Here is a 14,458-nt window from a genome sequence, read left to right on the forward strand (position 1 = left end):
CGCAAACGGCTCTAAAGGAGAAGCCGCGCGATATGCGTTCTCTTTTCGTCATTCTGCTCATTCTGAGCGTTCTGGCCATACTGTTCTCGGTTCGGGAAGTGCGGACCGTCTACGAGCGCGTGCAAAACCAGGTGGAAGTGGAGCGCAGCAGGCGGCTGAGCGAGGAGCAGAGCCAGACGCTTGCGGACGCCTCCGATTACCTGACCCAGGAAGTCTGGCGCTTCATCGCCAACAAAAACGCGGAGTATCTGCGCAATTACTGGCATGAAGTCACCATTCTGAAACGCCGGGAAAAGGTCCTTGAGCAGCTTGCGGCGCTGCATCTGACCGCCGAGGAAAGCGCGCTGGTCAACGCCGCCAAAAAGGCATCCGACGACCTTGTGGCCAGGGAAGCCTGGGCCATGCGCCTGGTAGCGGAAAGCATCGGCATGAAAAAAGCGGATATGCCGCCCGAGATGGCCGCCGCCCGCCGGAACAGCCGGGAGGCGCAACTCTCGGCGGACCAAAAAGCCGTGCTCGCCATGAGTTTCATCTTCGGCCCGATCTACATGCAGAACAAGCAGATCATTCGCGACAACCTGCAGGAATTTCGGCAGAAACTCCAGAACCGGAAAAACGCGGAACTGGCGCGGGCCGCAACGGCCACCGAACACGCGCTTTTCTCGGCACAGGCGTCCAATGCCGTGGTGTTGGCTCTGCTGGCCGTTCTGCTGCTCTGCTTCTATGCCCTGACGCTACGGCCGTTCAACCGCTATCTGACCAGCCTGCGGAAAATCGAAAAAGGCGCTCCCACTCTTCTGACACCCGAGGGGTCCCGGGAAATGCGGGGCTTCGCCCTTGTTTTCAACAAGATCTACAACGAGTGGCAGGCCCAGAACCGACGCCTCACGGAACTGAACGCCATGGACTATCTGACCGGGCTGCCCAACCGCAGGAGTCTGGAAGAATATCTGGAAAAGGCCATTGCGCGCGGCAGCGGAAATCTGGGCGTGGTCATGGCGGATATCGACGCCTTCAAATCCTTCAATGACGCCTATGGGCATATGGCCGGGGACCAGGTCCTGGCGGGCATCGCCCGCTGCCTGCAAGACGCCGTGCCGAAGGACAAGGGGCTGGTCAGCCGCTTGAGCGGCGAGGAATTCGTCATCGTGCTGCCGGACGCCGACGCGGAAAGCATCAACCAGGTGGCGGAAACCATTCTGCGGAACATTCAGAAGCAGAATCTGCGGCATGATATCGTGCCGCTCACGGACACCCACGTCACCCTCAGCATGGGCAGCATTCTCTGGGAGCGGAAAGAACCGCACACGCCGCGTGAACTGATTTATCAGGCCGACCTGGCGCTCTCCCAGGCCAAGAAAAACGGCAGGGACCAGCATGTGCTCTTTTCCGAAAAGGATTACACCTTCCGCCTGCTGCAAAACAGCCGCAGTCATGACCTTGAAGTGGAATCCGCAATGCACGAGGCCCTGAACCAGCGGGAATTCTTGCCCTATTTCCAGCCCAAGGTCGATCTGAAATCGGGCAGGGTTCTCGGCGCGGAGGCCCTGGTCCGCTGGCTGCACCCTCAAAAGGGCCTGCTGTTCCCGGATTATTTCATTCCGGTCTTTGAGCGCAACGGCTTCATCAAGCGGATTGATCTGTATATGTTCGAGGAAGTCTGCAAGATACTGCGCAACCGCCTTGACTCCGGCAAGCCGGTCGTGCCCGTTGCCTGCAATTTCTCCAGGCTGCATTTCATTGATGAAAACTTCGCGGAGCGCCTGAAAAGCATTGCGGACCGCCATGCGATCCCCCATGCCTTTCTGGAAATCGAAATCACGGAAAGCGCCCTGATGGACGATCCCGATGCCATCATCCAGCAGAACCGCAAGCTGCGGGAAAGCGGCTTCACTGTGGCCATCGACGACTTCGGCGTGGGCTATTCCTCTCTGGGCCTGTTACAGGACCTCCCGGCGGACGTGCTCAAAATCGACCGCTGCTTTGTGCAGCGGGACCTGACCGAGCGCAAAAGCATCATGATCATTCGCGGCATTGTCCAGATCGCCAAAACATTCGGCCTCAAAATTGTCTGCGAGGGCGTCGAAACCAAGGAGCAGCAGGCCATCCTGAGTGAAACGGGCTGTGATCTGGGCCAGGGCTATTATTACTCGCGGCCGGTTGAACTCGCCAAGCTGGAATCCCTGCTGGACGGGCAAGGCTTTCCGGCAACGCCTGCCGGGGGCTAGGGCCTGTTAACGCTATGCCTTTTTGCCCTCCTGCCGCGTCAGATTTCACCTGCTTTTTCGGTCGAGTACCAGAAGAGTACACTCCCTCAAAGCAGGTTTATCTTCCTTGCAGGCGAACAAAAATTCTATAGTGTTAACAGACCCTAGAGCATTTTGCGCCTGAAATTATCGCTTAACGGCGAAGTACATTCGCCTTGCGATAATTTCGCGGTGCGGCTTTCCACGGAAAATCCGCACGGAGCGTTGGGATATTTTCAATATCAAAACGCTCTAGGGCGCGTTAACACTACTGGGATTTTGTTCGCTGGCAAGGAAAACGACCCTTTTATGAAGGGAGCGTACTCTTACGGTACGTGACTGGAATAAAAGGTGAAGTTCGACGACGCCAGCGGGCGAAAGAACGTAGTGTTAACACGCCCTAACCTTCCCTGTCTCCCTTGTTCCGGCGCAGGCTGAGCAGGCTGGCCTTGCCGCGTTGCAGATGGGCGCGCAGCTCCCCGGACGCGGCCGCCACATCTCCGGAAGCGATCAGGGTGCAGAGCAGCTGGTGATTTCTGCACATCTGGCTCATGGATTCCACGTGCAACTCTTCGTTGAGCAGGATCTGGATTTTGGTGGAAAGGGTCAGCCAGGTCCGATAGAGCACGCTGTTGCCGGAGAGCTTGCAGAGCGTCTCGTGGAATTCAAAATCGTTGCGCAGAAAGTCCTCGCGCGAGGGCTCGGTGGCGGAGTCCATGGCGCTGATGATGGCGCTCAGCCGGGCCGCGATCCCGGCGACGTCCCCGCGCATGGCCAGGGACAGGGCGTGGGCCTCCAGCAGTTCGCGGATCTCGTAGGTCTCCACGATCTCCGTGCTGTCCGGTATGCTGATGAACGCCCCCTTGTAGGGCTCAATGGTCACCAGGCCCTCGCACTCCAGACTGGCGAAGGCTTCCCGAACGGGAAAGCGGCTCATGCCCATTTTTTCCGAAAGCTCCTGCTCAATAAGCCGGCTTCCGGATTTCAGCTTGCCGGAAAGAATGGCCCGCTTGATCTGCTGCACGGCCCTGTCCCGCAATGTGGGCCGCGATTCCTTGGTAAAGACGTATCCCGCTCCCATGACCCTTTCCCTACCCCTTCTCTGGGCTCTTTTCCGCCCGTGCCCGGTGGGCGCGCACCGCGCCCGCCATATCACGCATAGTATAGAGCAGGCCGTTCTATTCGGCAATGAATACAGGCCGTCCGTTTTCCCGGCGCTATCCGGGGCTCGTCCCTCTCCTGGCCGAAGGAAGCGCTGATCAGAGCATTTCAAAGTTGAAATGTTCTAGGGTCTGTTAACACTATAGAATTTTTGTTCGCCTGCAAGGAAGATAAACCTGCTTTGAGGGAGTGTACTCTTCTGGTACTCGACCGAAAAAGCAGGTGAAATCTGACGCGGCAGGAGGGCAAAAAGGCATAGCGTTAACAGGCCCTAACGAACCAGCCAGCGCCGCACCTCCTCCCCGCTGATCAAGCGCGCGGCGCCCCCCATGCTTTCCTCGATGCGGATCAGATTATTCTGCTGCTGGGTGCGTTCGCCGGTCTGGGGCGCGCCGACCTTCATCAACCGCGCGCCCACGGCCAGGCCCAGTTCCGCCGTGGGGTCGTCGGGCGAGGTGGCCGCGCGCTGCGAGGGGATCACCTCCATGCCGTGGGCCACGGCATATCTGGCGGCATCCAGGGCCTCGCTGACGCTGCCGATCATATTGGGCTTGAAAATCATGGCCCCGGCCGCGTTGAGGGCCGCGCCCCCGGCCAGCCGCCGCACGCTGGTCACAAAGAGGTCGTCCCCGCAGATCAGGGTGGGCACGGCCGCGTTCAGCCGGGCGAAGCCTTCGAAATCGTCCTCATGCAGGGGGTCCTCCAGCATGAAGATGGGGAAGTCGCGCACCAGCTCCGTGAAATAGTCGATCATCTCCGTGGTGTCGAACCGCCCGAAATTCAGGTTGTAGCGCCCGCTTTCCGGATCGAAAAGATGGCTGGTGGCGCAGTCCAGGCTGAGCACGAAGCGGTCCGCATAGCCCGCCTCTTCCACGGCGGCCCAGAGCGTGGCCAACACCTCGCGCGGGTCCGCCGACGGCGCGCCGATGCCGCCCAGATGGCCGGGCCGGTAGGCCGCAGCGCCGTGGCGTTTCCTGATCACTTCCGGCAGGCGCTGCAAGACCTCCACGCCCATGCGCATGGCCTCGGCGAAACTTTTGGCGCCCGCCGGAGCCGCGTGAAATTCCTGGAAATCCGTGGGCGCCGCGGAATAAGGACCGCCGTTGATCATGTTGAAAAGCGGCAGGGGCAGGGTGTCGCACAGCGCGCCGCCGAGATACTGATACAGCGGCACTTCCCGATGCAGCGCGCCCAGCCGGGCCACGGCCAGAGACACGCTGCAGATGGTGTTGCCGCCCAGCGCGGACTTGTCCGGCGTACCGTCCAGCTCCAGCAGGGCCCGGTCCACGGCGCGCTGGTCCCGGCAGTCCAGACCCCGGAGCGCCGGAAGAATCCGCTCCTCCACCAGCCGGATGGGCCCCAGCACGCCCATGCCGCCGTAGCGCGGCCCGCCGTCCCGCACGACGGCAACCTCATGCGCGCCCGCCGAAATGCCGAAGGAGGCCGAGGCCCGGCCCAGGCGGCCGTCCTCGCTGAGCACATCCACTTCCAGTACCGGGCAGCCCTTGTTGTTGAGAACTTCCCGCGCCTTCATGCCGCTGATGCAGTAACTTTTCATGCTCTTTCCCGTCCGCCCGGCCGGATCGTCAGGCAATGTAGATGATGTTCAGATCGCAGAGATTGGTGCCCGTGTTGCCTGTTTCCAGCTGGTCGCCCACGGCGGTCAGAGCCGGGCAACAGTCGTGCCCGTCCAGGGCCGCAAGAATGTCCACGCGCGCGGCGCGGCAGCGTTCCAGGGTGGTGCCGTCGGTGACGGCTCCGGCCAGCGTCGTGGGGCCGTCCGTGCCCTCGGTTTCGATGGCCGCGATGCCCACCCCGGCAAGACCGGCCACCTCCCTGGCGAAGGACAGGGCCAGTTCCTGCGAGGGGCCGCCGCTGCCCGCCGGGCCGTTCAGGCGCACCGTGGTTTCACCGGCGGCCACCAGCACGCAGGGCGGGGCAAAGGGCTCGCCCCGGTCCCGGACCTCACGGGCGACGGCCGCCAGAAACATGCCCGCCTGACGCGAATCCCCCTCCAGGCCGGAGGTCAGCACATGCACCGGCAAGTGTTCCGCGCGGGCCGCGTCCACGGCCGCCGCGCAGGCGTCGGGCAGGCCCTGGATCACAAAATTGCTCACCCCCGGCAAGGGGCTTTTGGGCGTCTCGGTCAGTTGCGGCCCCCGCCGCAGATGCTCCAGCACCGAATTCGGCGCGGCGGCGAGCAGCCTGTAACGCTCAAGAATGTTCCAGGCGTCCAGAAAGGTGGTGGGGTCCAGGCCGATCTGGGTGCCGGTATAGGCCGTGGGCACGCGCGGCGTGCCCACAGCCGTGTCGCCCACCCGGTCGGACAGGATCAGGTTGAGCATCTGCGCGCCCGAAGCCGAAACCCGCTGGGCCAGGCGGCCGCCGTTCACGGCCGAGACATGCCGCCGCACGGTGTTGATTTCCAGGATGGAAGCCCCGGCCGTGAGCAGGAGCTCGGTGAGGCGGCTTTCCTCCTCCACGCTGATGCCTTCCGCCGGGCAGTTCATCAGAGCCGAACTGCCGCCGCTGATCAGCGAAACCACCAGATCTCCGGAGGCGCAGCCGCCCAGCAGGTCAAGAATGCGCTGGGTGGCCCGCCGACCGCTTTCATTGGGATAGGGGTGGCCGCCCAGCGCCAGCTCAATGTGCGCAAGCTCGTCCCCCGGCTCAAGCTGTTTGACAATGACCAGGCCCCTGCTGATGCGGGCTCCCAGAATGCTTTCCAGGGCGCGGGCCATATGATTGCCCGCCTTGCCCGCGCCCACCACGAGCACGCGCCGGTAGTCGGCCAGGTTCCAGACGGTGTCGCCCACATGCAGGATGTCGCCCTCAAGCCGGACCAACGAGGGAATCAGCCGTTCCGAATTGAGCGCCGCCAGGGCGTGATTAGCCATCCGCAGCAGCGGGCCCCGCACCAGGGGATCGCCCGTGTTCTGAAGCATGGAAGTATTCTTGATGGGCAGCATGTCCTCTTCCTTGTCATCGGCCGGTTCGGGAGGGCGGGCTTGTCCCACCCTCCCGAACCGGTTTTACTTCTTGAGCATGTTCAGATTCCGGAGCACCAGAGTCATTTCCGCCTGCTGTTCCTTCAACTGCCGCATCCATGCCTCGCCGGCGGTGAAATCGGGCATGGCCCCCATGTTTTCAATGGCCTTGGCAAAGGCCGGGTCCTTGCTCATGTCCTCGGTGACGGCGGTGAGTTTGTCGATGATTTCCTTGGGCGTGCCCTTGGGAGCGGCTATGCCCGCCCAACCGAAATAATTGCCCTTGATGCCCAGATCCGCGAAGGTCGGCGCGTCCGGAAAGTCCTTGCTTTTGGCGCCGATGGCCAGAATCTTCAGTTTTCCGGCTCGGACCATGGGCGCATAGGTCTGGGGAAACATGAAATTCATGTCCGCATGGCCGCCCACCACCGCGTTGATGGTTTCCGCGCCGCTCTGGTATTCCACCTGCTTGAGCTGCGCGCCGGAAATGCTCTGCCAGTTGCGCATGGCAAAGGTCAGCCAGGCCGTGGCGCCGGGCGTGGCAAAGATATATTTGCCGGGATTTGTTTTGGCGTCCGCGCCGAATTCGTTGAGATCCTTCCAGGGCGCGTCGGCACGCACCACTACCGCGCAATTGGCGATCATGACCCGCGCGATGTAGGCGAAGCTGTCAAAGGTATAGCCCGCGCTGGCGGTCTGGGGCAGGATCAGCACCGGTCCGGCCTGGACCAGATAGAGCGTGTAGCCGTCCGGCCGGGCCTTGGCCGCGGCCAGGGTTCCGGCCAGCCCGCCGCCGCCCGCCTTGTTCACCACCACCACGGGCTGCCCCAGGCGCTGTTTGGCGAACTCGGCCCAGACTCTGGCCGTGAGGTCGCTGTCTCCGCCGGGCCCGTAAGGCACGATGAGCTGGATGGGTTTGACCGGATAACTGCCGGCCGTTGCCACGGACGGCAAAGCGGCTGGCAGAAGAGCGCCCAGAACGCACAGGGCCGTTCGCAGAGTCTTGAACATAGCGGTCTCCAGGGTTGAGGGTTGGAGCAGTTTAATTTTTACCGTCAATCTGCTCCGGGATCGAAACAGGCCGGGCCGGGGGGCTGATGCCGCCTTCAGCTCTGGGCCATTTTCGCGAACCTGGCGTTGCGCAGCCGCACATGGATCACGCTGGCTACGGACAGCGCCGTGAGGATCAGCAGGCCCAGGGCGATGGGCCGCTCCACGAAAATCAAAAAACTGCCGTCGGAAATGGTCATGCTCTGGTCAAAGGCGCGTTCCAGCAGCGGTCCGAGAATGAAACCGATGATCATGGCCCCGGCGCTGTAGCCGAAGCGGCGCATGCCGTAGCCCAGAACGCCGAAGCAGATCAGGCAGACCACGTCGAACAGGCTCTGGTTGATGGAGTACGCGCCCACCACGGCGAAGACCGTCACGCCCGAAAAAATCACATGCCTGGGCAACTGAATGATTCTGATCCAGACGTTGAAACCGGCTTTGGCAATGACATAGAGCAGGATGTCGCAGATGATCAGCGAGCCGAAAATGCCGTAAACCACCTCGGTATGCTCGAAAAAGATATTCGGCCCGGGCGACAGGCCCTGGATGAAAAATGCCCCCATGAGCACGGCCGTGACGTCGTCGCCGGGGATGCCCAGCGTCAGCATGGGGATCATGGCCGATCCGGTCACCGCGTTGTTGGCGGCCTCGGGGGCCAACACGCCTTCAACCATGCCTTTGCCGAACTTTTCCGGCGTCTTGGAAGTCCGCTGGGCCTCGGAATAGGCCATGTAGGCCGCCGGGGTCACGCCCAGGCCGGGCAGAGCCCCGATAATGGAACCGATGATGGACGAGCGGAACAACAACGGCAGATTGCGCCTGAATTCCGGCCAGGTCAGGCGTCCGTTTTCGCCGCGCAAATCGATTTTAGCCAGAACCTGCCGCCGGATGCCCGCGCGGGCCTGATGGATGACCTCCGGCAGACAGAGCAGCCCGATGACCATGGGGATCAGCGCGATGCCCGACACCAGTTCGTCATGCCCGAAGGTAAAACGGATGTCCCCGGTGGTGGCCGACACCCCCACCGTGGCCAGCAGCAGGCCGAACCCCGCGCAGCTCATGCCCTTGAGCAGGGAGCGCCCGGAAATGCTGCCCACCACGGTCAGGGCCAGCAGAATCAGGGTGAACTGCTCCACGGGGCCGATCTTCAGGGTCAGGTAGGAAAGGGGCGCGGCCACGCAGATCAGCAGGATGTTGCTGAAGGTATCCCCGAACACCGAACCGGTCAGGGCCGCGTTCAGCGCCTTGCCCGCCTTGCCCTGCCGCGCCAGGGGATAGCCGTCCATGGCCGTGCACACGGCGGGCGGCGCGCCCGGCGTATTCAGCAGAATGGCCGTGATGGAGCCGCCGAACATGCTGGCCTTGTAAATGCCGAGCAGCATGGGGATGCCCACCAGCGGGCTGACGTAAAAGGTCATGGGCAGCAGGATGGAAATGGCCATGATGCCCGAAATGCCGGGAATGGCCCCGAACATCAGGCCGGTGAAAATGCCCAGGGCTATGGCCCCGAGGGACTCGGGCGTCAGGACGGAAAGAAGTCCGGCGAGAATCTGCTCAATCATGCTGCCCCCTTGCCTGAAGGTTCACCCGCAACGCTTCCCTAATTCCAGAGTACCCCGACGGGGAGAATGATCTGCATGACGTGGAGCGCCAGATAATTCATGAGTACCGCGAACAAAACATAAACCACGCAGGCGAGCGCCACCCGCCGCAGGCCGAGCATCAGGGCGATGGCCAGCATGACCGGCGGCGTGGCGCAGACAAAGCCCAGCCAGTACAGACCGAGCACATAGCCGAAGAGAATGCCGATATAGATGAGCAGCGATGCCGGGCCGCCGGTCCCGGTTTCGTCCCCGGCTTCATCACTGTCCGCTTCGCCGGCGGGCACGGCGAGGGACGGCCTGCGCCATTGGCGCAGATCCAGAACGAGAATCAATAGATTGATGGCGATCAGGCAGTTGAGAACGACGGAGGGGAAAAAGTCGGGATTGATGAGCGAGGGCACCACCTGCTGTACGCATTTGTCGATGTTGGCCCGCAAAATGACCAACAGAAGCAGAAGCGCGGCGGTTATGATCAGATCAGTGCGCAAGGTCCGTGGGCAATGCATGGGTGGCCCCCTTTGTTGCTCCGTTGCCTGTGCCGAAACCGTAGCGTCATTTTGTAAGATTGTATACAATTTTAGAAAAAAATTTTGCATAAATCCCGCAAACCCAGCGTTGACGCCATAATCCGGAATTTTCGCGTTTGCCTGTCGTCCGGGCCAGAGGCCGGACGCGACGCGGCCAGCAGTATCGCTCGCGTAACGAGCCCTGAACCGGAGCATCAGGACATGGATGAAGGAAAGCTGCAAAGAAAAAAAATAGAGCAAATAATGCAGGGCTTCTCAAAAGCCGGAGGAGAAAAACAGCCCGCCACCGGGCTGCGATAAGGGAAAAACGTGTTTACCCGGCAAGACGCATCCAACGGTCCCAAGAGACGGAACCGTCGCTGCCGTAGCGGCGGACCATCCGGACCATGCCGCCCGCCGGATCTTCATATTTTTTCTCCCGGCGGGTCATGGCGTTGATATTATCCCGGCTTCCGTCAGCGTAGATGACTGTGGCCGCCAGTTCGCGGGCGGTTTCCGATCCCGTGACCATCGAGAGGCGATACCGCTTGATGGCGGTGACCATGGCCCTGTCGGTGCCGTCGCCCTGCGGCTGCGCCTTCGGCGGGTTTTCCTCCGCCGGGCCGTCGTCAACGGCGTCGCCCTGACCGGCCTGCTTTTGACCGTCAGAGGTCGCAAGCCGCCGCGTGCTCAGGCCGTTGTTTATGGTAACGGCGTTTTCACCCTCATGGGCGACGACGGTATTGCGCGCGAGTTCGCCGGTCTGCGTGGGCCTTGTCCGCAAAGCATGTTCTTCAGCCGTCTGCCAGGTCTTGGTCTGGCCGCTCACGTCATTTCTGCCCATGCTGACCCGGTTGCTGCCCTCGCCGGTCGTCACCGTATTGTTGACGGCAGTGGTCAGGTCCACAACATCGTCGCCCCGGCCCGTATCAAAGGAGGCGGCATTGGCGTAGTCGGCCTTGAGCCTATCGTTGCCGCTGCCGCCGCTGATGGTGGTCTGGGAAAAAACGCCGTCCACGCTGTCATCGCCGTCGCCAAGGTCAAAGGAGCCTCCCCAGACCACGCCGCGCAGGTTGTCCCGCCCCGCGCCGGAGCTGACGCTGGAGTTGATAAAGTCGGCTTCGGCGGTCAAGGTGCGCATCAGATTCATGCCCATGTCGCCGAAAGAATTGTCCCCTTCGCCGCCGTCAATGGTGCTGTTGATGAAACGGCCGTTGAACGTATCGTTGCCATCGCCGCCCTGTATGGTACAGGCGTCCAGAAATATGCCGTCCATCGTATTGCCGTGGTCGGCGGAACCGGTAATGGCCGAAGCGGAAAAATAGCCGCTGAAGCTGCCCTTGCCGTCTGCAAGATCAACGGCGGCAGCTTCAAACACGCCGGAAAATTCTGAAATTCCAGTCAGCTTGGAAAAGGATGCGCCGTTGAAATAGCCGCCGAACGTCACCTTGCCCGTGGTCTCGGTGAACGTGCCGCCCTCATACGCGCCCAGATAGGTTACATTATCGCCGCCGGAATATGTGCCCGAGGAACTGCACAAATTATACACGACAGTCCCTGCCCCGGCCTGCACATCGCAATCGGACACGCGGAAGAGAAGTTCATTTTCCCCCTCAGCCTTGAGAACCCCTTCGGTCCTGGCCGATCTGCCGGTCAAAAGTTGCGGTTCGCCGTTTTCGTTCCAGACAACTTTGGTGTCTTCCCGTATCTTGGTGGAGAGAACCTGATCAAACTTACCCGTCTCCGCGTTTCGCTTTGAAATGGTCAGGGTCCCGTCGGCAAAGGCCGCGCAATAATCCCCGTTCTTGTACACGGTATTGCCGGAGGAAACCTTGCCCTCAACGAGGTCTTGCGGGCTTATGGAACGAAACCGGGTGACATTTTCCCCTTTTCGCGCGGCGTCCCTGACCTTGTTGAAGAGATCGGCGGACTTCAGTTCAACATCGTCGCCCCGGCTGACAATCACATTGTCCGGGGCGCCGCGGGAAAAACCGGTGGAGGTCAGCGCGCCGACATCGCGGCCGACCCTGATTCCGCCGGGATCAGGGCGCCACAACGTGCCGAACATATCGGCGTTTAAAAGGCGGCTTATAAAGCTCATAGCTATTTTATCGGCCGCCTGGGATAAAATATGAGGGCATTTCAATTTTTTTGAAATGCCCTCACGCCACGACATGCGCGGCCTGTTCATCAATATCCGCAGGTTCTACGGCGCAATCTTGAAGAAGCGCAGCCGCAGGGCGTTGGTCACCACGGACACCGAGGACAGGGCCATGGCCGTGCCCGCCAGCATGGGAGAGAGCATGGGGCCGCCGAAAATATGCAGCAGACCGGCGGCCACGGGCAGGCCCAGAATATTGTAGCCGAAGGCCCAGCCCAGATTTTCACGGATATTGCGCATGGTGGCGCGCGAAAGCGATAGGGCCGTCAACACGGCCTCCATGCCGCCGCGCATCAGCACGATATCCCCGGCTTCGGCGCTGACGTCCACGCCCGTGCCCACGGCCATGCCCACATCGGCCAGGGCCAGAGCCGGAGCGTCGTTGATGCCGTCGCCCACCATGCCCACCACCTGTCCCTCGGACTGGAGACGGCGCACATAGTCGGCCTTTTCGGCGGGCAGCAGCCCGGCGGCCACTTCATCCACACCGGCCTCACGGGCCACGGCGCGGGCCGTGCGCTCGTTGTCGCCGGTGAGCATGACCACCCGCACGCCCATTTCATGCAGACGGGCCACCACGGCCGGAGATTCCGGCCGCAGGGCGTCGGCCAGGGCCAGAATGCCGGCCAGGCGCGCATCCGTGCCCGTGCCCACGGAAAGCAGCAAGGGGGTCTGCCCGGCCTCGGCCAGAGCCGCCAGTTGCGCGCCCGCCGTCTCGGGCACTTCCAGGCCGCGCTCCTTCATAAAAGCCCGGTTGCCCACGGCTACTACATATTTCTGATTGTTCAGGCCCACCGTGCCGGCAATGCCCAGACCCGGCGAAACGTCCACATCATCCACCGGGCAGGGCGGGCAGCCGCGATCACGCCCCGCATTGATCAGGGCCAGGGCCAGGGGATGTTCGGAGCGGGCCTCCAGGGCGGCCGCCAGGGTCAGCAAATCCTTTTCGGCCAGTCCGTCCACAACGCCGTCCGTGGCCGAGCCGTCGGCGGCCAGCACTGAAATGCCGGTGAGCACGGGCTTGCCCGTGGTCAGAGTGCCGGTCTTGTCCACGGCCAGGGTGGTGATCCGCCCGGCCTGTTCCAGGGCCGCGCCGTTTTTGATCAGCACGCCCAATTGCGCGCCGCGGCCCGTGCCCACCATAATGGACATGGGCGTGGCCAGGCCCATGGCGCAGGGGCAGGCCATGACCAGCACGGCCACGAATACGGACAAGGGCGTGGTGACGGGCTCGGAACTGAAGACCAGCCAGGCCAGCGCCGCCAACAGGGCGAAAGCCATGACCGCGGGCACGAAATAAAAGCTCACCCGATCTGCCAGGCGGGCGATGGGGGCCTTGCTGCCCTGGGCCTCACGCACCAGGCGGATGATCCGCGCCAGGCGCGTGTCCTGGCCCACGGCTTCCGCGCGCATGGTCAGGGAGCCTTCGCCGTTGACGCTGCCCGCCACCAGCTTGTCCTCCGGCCCCACGGGCACGGGAATGGACTCGCCGGTCAGCAGGGAAAGATCCACCGCGCTCTTGCCGGTCAGCACCACGCCGTCCACGGGCACGCGGCTGCCGGGCCGGATCAGCAGGCGGTCGCCCGCCTTCAACGCGGAGACAGGCACATCCTCGGGCGGCACGGCCTCGTCCTCGGGGTCCAGGCGCAGGGCCGTTTCCGGCGTGAGGCTCATCAGCGCGCCCATGGCGTCCCCGGCCTTGCGCCGGGCCGTGGCTTCCAGGAACTGCCCGAACTCGATCATGGTCAGCAGCACGGCGCAGGACTCATAGTAGAGGTTCATGGCCCGCATGACCGGATCATGCCCCAGAAGGCCCAGCACGGTGTTGACCAGGCTGTACAGAAAGGCCGCGCCCGTGCCCACGGCCACCAGGCTGTCCATGGTCGGGGACTTGTGCAGCAGGGCCGCCGTGCCCTCAATGTAAAAATGCCGCCCCAGCCAGACCACCGGCAGGGTCAGCAGCAACTGCACCAGCATAAAGGCGCGCGGCGAACTGTGCGGCTCCAGCCAGGACGGCAGGGAGAGACCCATCATGTGTCCCATGGACACGATCAGCAGGGGCACGGTAAAGCCGAGCATGGGCCAGAGACGGCCCAGGCGTTGCCGCCGGTCCTCCAGGGCCTTGGCCTTGGCCGCTTCATACTGGGCCGAGGCGTCCTCGTCCTTGCTCGGCGTGGCCGAAAAGCCCAGCTTGGCGACGCGCTCCATGACCTCCCGGCGCACCTCGTCCTCGTCGCCGGGCTTGGCCCAGACCTTGGCCTTGGCCGTGGCCAGGTTCACACTGACCTTGTCCACCCCGTCCAACTGGCCCACCACGCGCTCGATGCGCGAGGAGCAGGCGGCGCAATGCATGCCGCCGATATCAAAGCCCAACTGGCAGGCTTCATTACTGTCTTTGGTTTCTTTTTCCGTACCCATTGCCGCGCCTCCGCTTGTTTTTCCAGCGGGTTCAGCGTAGCCTGAATCCGTTGAAAATGAAAACCAAAATTATTTTGGAGGATAAGATGAAAACTCTGAAAGTCAACGGCATGCATTGCGGCCATTGCAAGGCCTCCGTAGAGGAAGCCGCCGCCAAGATACCCGGCGTGAGCAAGCCCGAAGTGGATCTGGCCGCCAAGGAACTGCGCTTCGAGGAATCCGGCCCCGTGGACCTGGAAGCCCTGAAAACCGCCATCCGCGACATCGGTTTCGATCCGGAATAGATAGACGCGCCCGATTGAGGCTTTGGGCCTATGACGCGGGC

General features: G+C 62.5%; 10 protein-coding genes. 2 read left to right on the forward strand and 8 right to left on the reverse strand.

The genetic code is table 11. From position 1 onward, the window contains the following. Positions 1-32: 32 nt before the first annotated feature. Positions 33-2,228 (forward strand): putative bifunctional diguanylate cyclase/phosphodiesterase, encoded by a 2,196-nt coding sequence (locus AXF13_RS11530; RefSeq protein WP_062253417.1) that lies wholly within the window; start codon positions 33-35, stop codon positions 2,226-2,228. Positions 2,229-2,646: 418 nt separating this feature from the next. Here AXF13_RS11530 and AXF13_RS11535 read toward each other — a convergent pair whose 3' ends face one another. The 8 genes from AXF13_RS11535 to AXF13_RS11570 form a co-directional block, all read right to left on the reverse strand. Next, complete coding sequence (locus AXF13_RS11535; protein WP_062253418.1) at positions 2,647-3,327, reverse strand: GntR family transcriptional regulator; 681 nt, start codon at positions 3,325-3,327, stop codon at positions 2,647-2,649. 351 nt (positions 3,328-3,678) lie between these two features. Next, positions 3,679-4,965, reverse strand: coding sequence for a phosphopyruvate hydratase (gene eno, locus AXF13_RS11540; RefSeq protein WP_062253420.1), 1,287 nt, complete (start codon positions 4,963-4,965; stop codon positions 3,679-3,681). A gap of 28 nt (positions 4,966-4,993) precedes the next feature. Continuing rightward, a complete protein-coding gene (locus tag AXF13_RS11545) occupies positions 4,994-6,376 on the reverse strand; it encodes a glycerate kinase type-2 family protein (RefSeq protein WP_223299911.1) in 1,383 nt (460 codons plus the stop codon). A 63-nt stretch (positions 6,377-6,439) separates the two neighbouring features. After that, entirely contained in the window at positions 6,440-7,405 is a 966-nt protein-coding gene (locus tag AXF13_RS11550; RefSeq protein WP_008682226.1) for a Bug family tripartite tricarboxylate transporter substrate binding protein, read from the reverse strand. 95 nt (positions 7,406-7,500) lie between these two features. After that, positions 7,501-9,006, reverse strand: a complete 1,506-nt coding sequence (locus AXF13_RS11555; protein WP_062253424.1) for a tripartite tricarboxylate transporter permease — start codon at positions 9,004-9,006, stop codon at positions 7,501-7,503. Between the two features lie 38 nt (positions 9,007-9,044). Continuing rightward, positions 9,045-9,554 carry a tripartite tricarboxylate transporter TctB family protein gene (locus AXF13_RS11560; RefSeq protein ID WP_062253426.1) on the reverse strand — a complete coding sequence of 170 codons (510 nt, stop codon included), beginning with the start codon at positions 9,552-9,554 and terminating at the stop codon, positions 9,045-9,047. Positions 9,555-9,888: 334 nt separating this feature from the next. Next, positions 9,889-11,622: a calcium-binding protein gene (locus AXF13_RS11565; protein ID WP_223299912.1), complete on the reverse strand. Its 1,734-nt coding sequence runs from the start codon at positions 11,620-11,622 to the stop codon at positions 9,889-9,891. 138 nt (positions 11,623-11,760) lie between these two features. Beyond that, positions 11,761-14,133 (reverse strand): heavy metal translocating P-type ATPase, encoded by a 2,373-nt coding sequence (locus tag AXF13_RS11570; protein ID WP_062253428.1) that lies wholly within the window; start codon positions 14,131-14,133, stop codon positions 11,761-11,763. A gap of 86 nt (positions 14,134-14,219) precedes the next feature. Here AXF13_RS11570 and AXF13_RS11575 point away from each other — a divergent pair, with 86 nt between their 5' ends. After that, a complete protein-coding gene (locus AXF13_RS11575; RefSeq protein WP_009302810.1) occupies positions 14,220-14,417 on the forward strand; it encodes a heavy-metal-associated domain-containing protein in 198 nt (65 codons plus the stop codon). Positions 14,418-14,458: the final 41 nt, after the last annotated feature.

The sequence above is a fragment of the Desulfovibrio fairfieldensis genome, from assembly GCF_001553605.1.
Classification (GTDB): Bacteria; Desulfobacterota; Desulfovibrionia; order Desulfovibrionales; family Desulfovibrionaceae; genus Desulfovibrio; species Desulfovibrio fairfieldensis.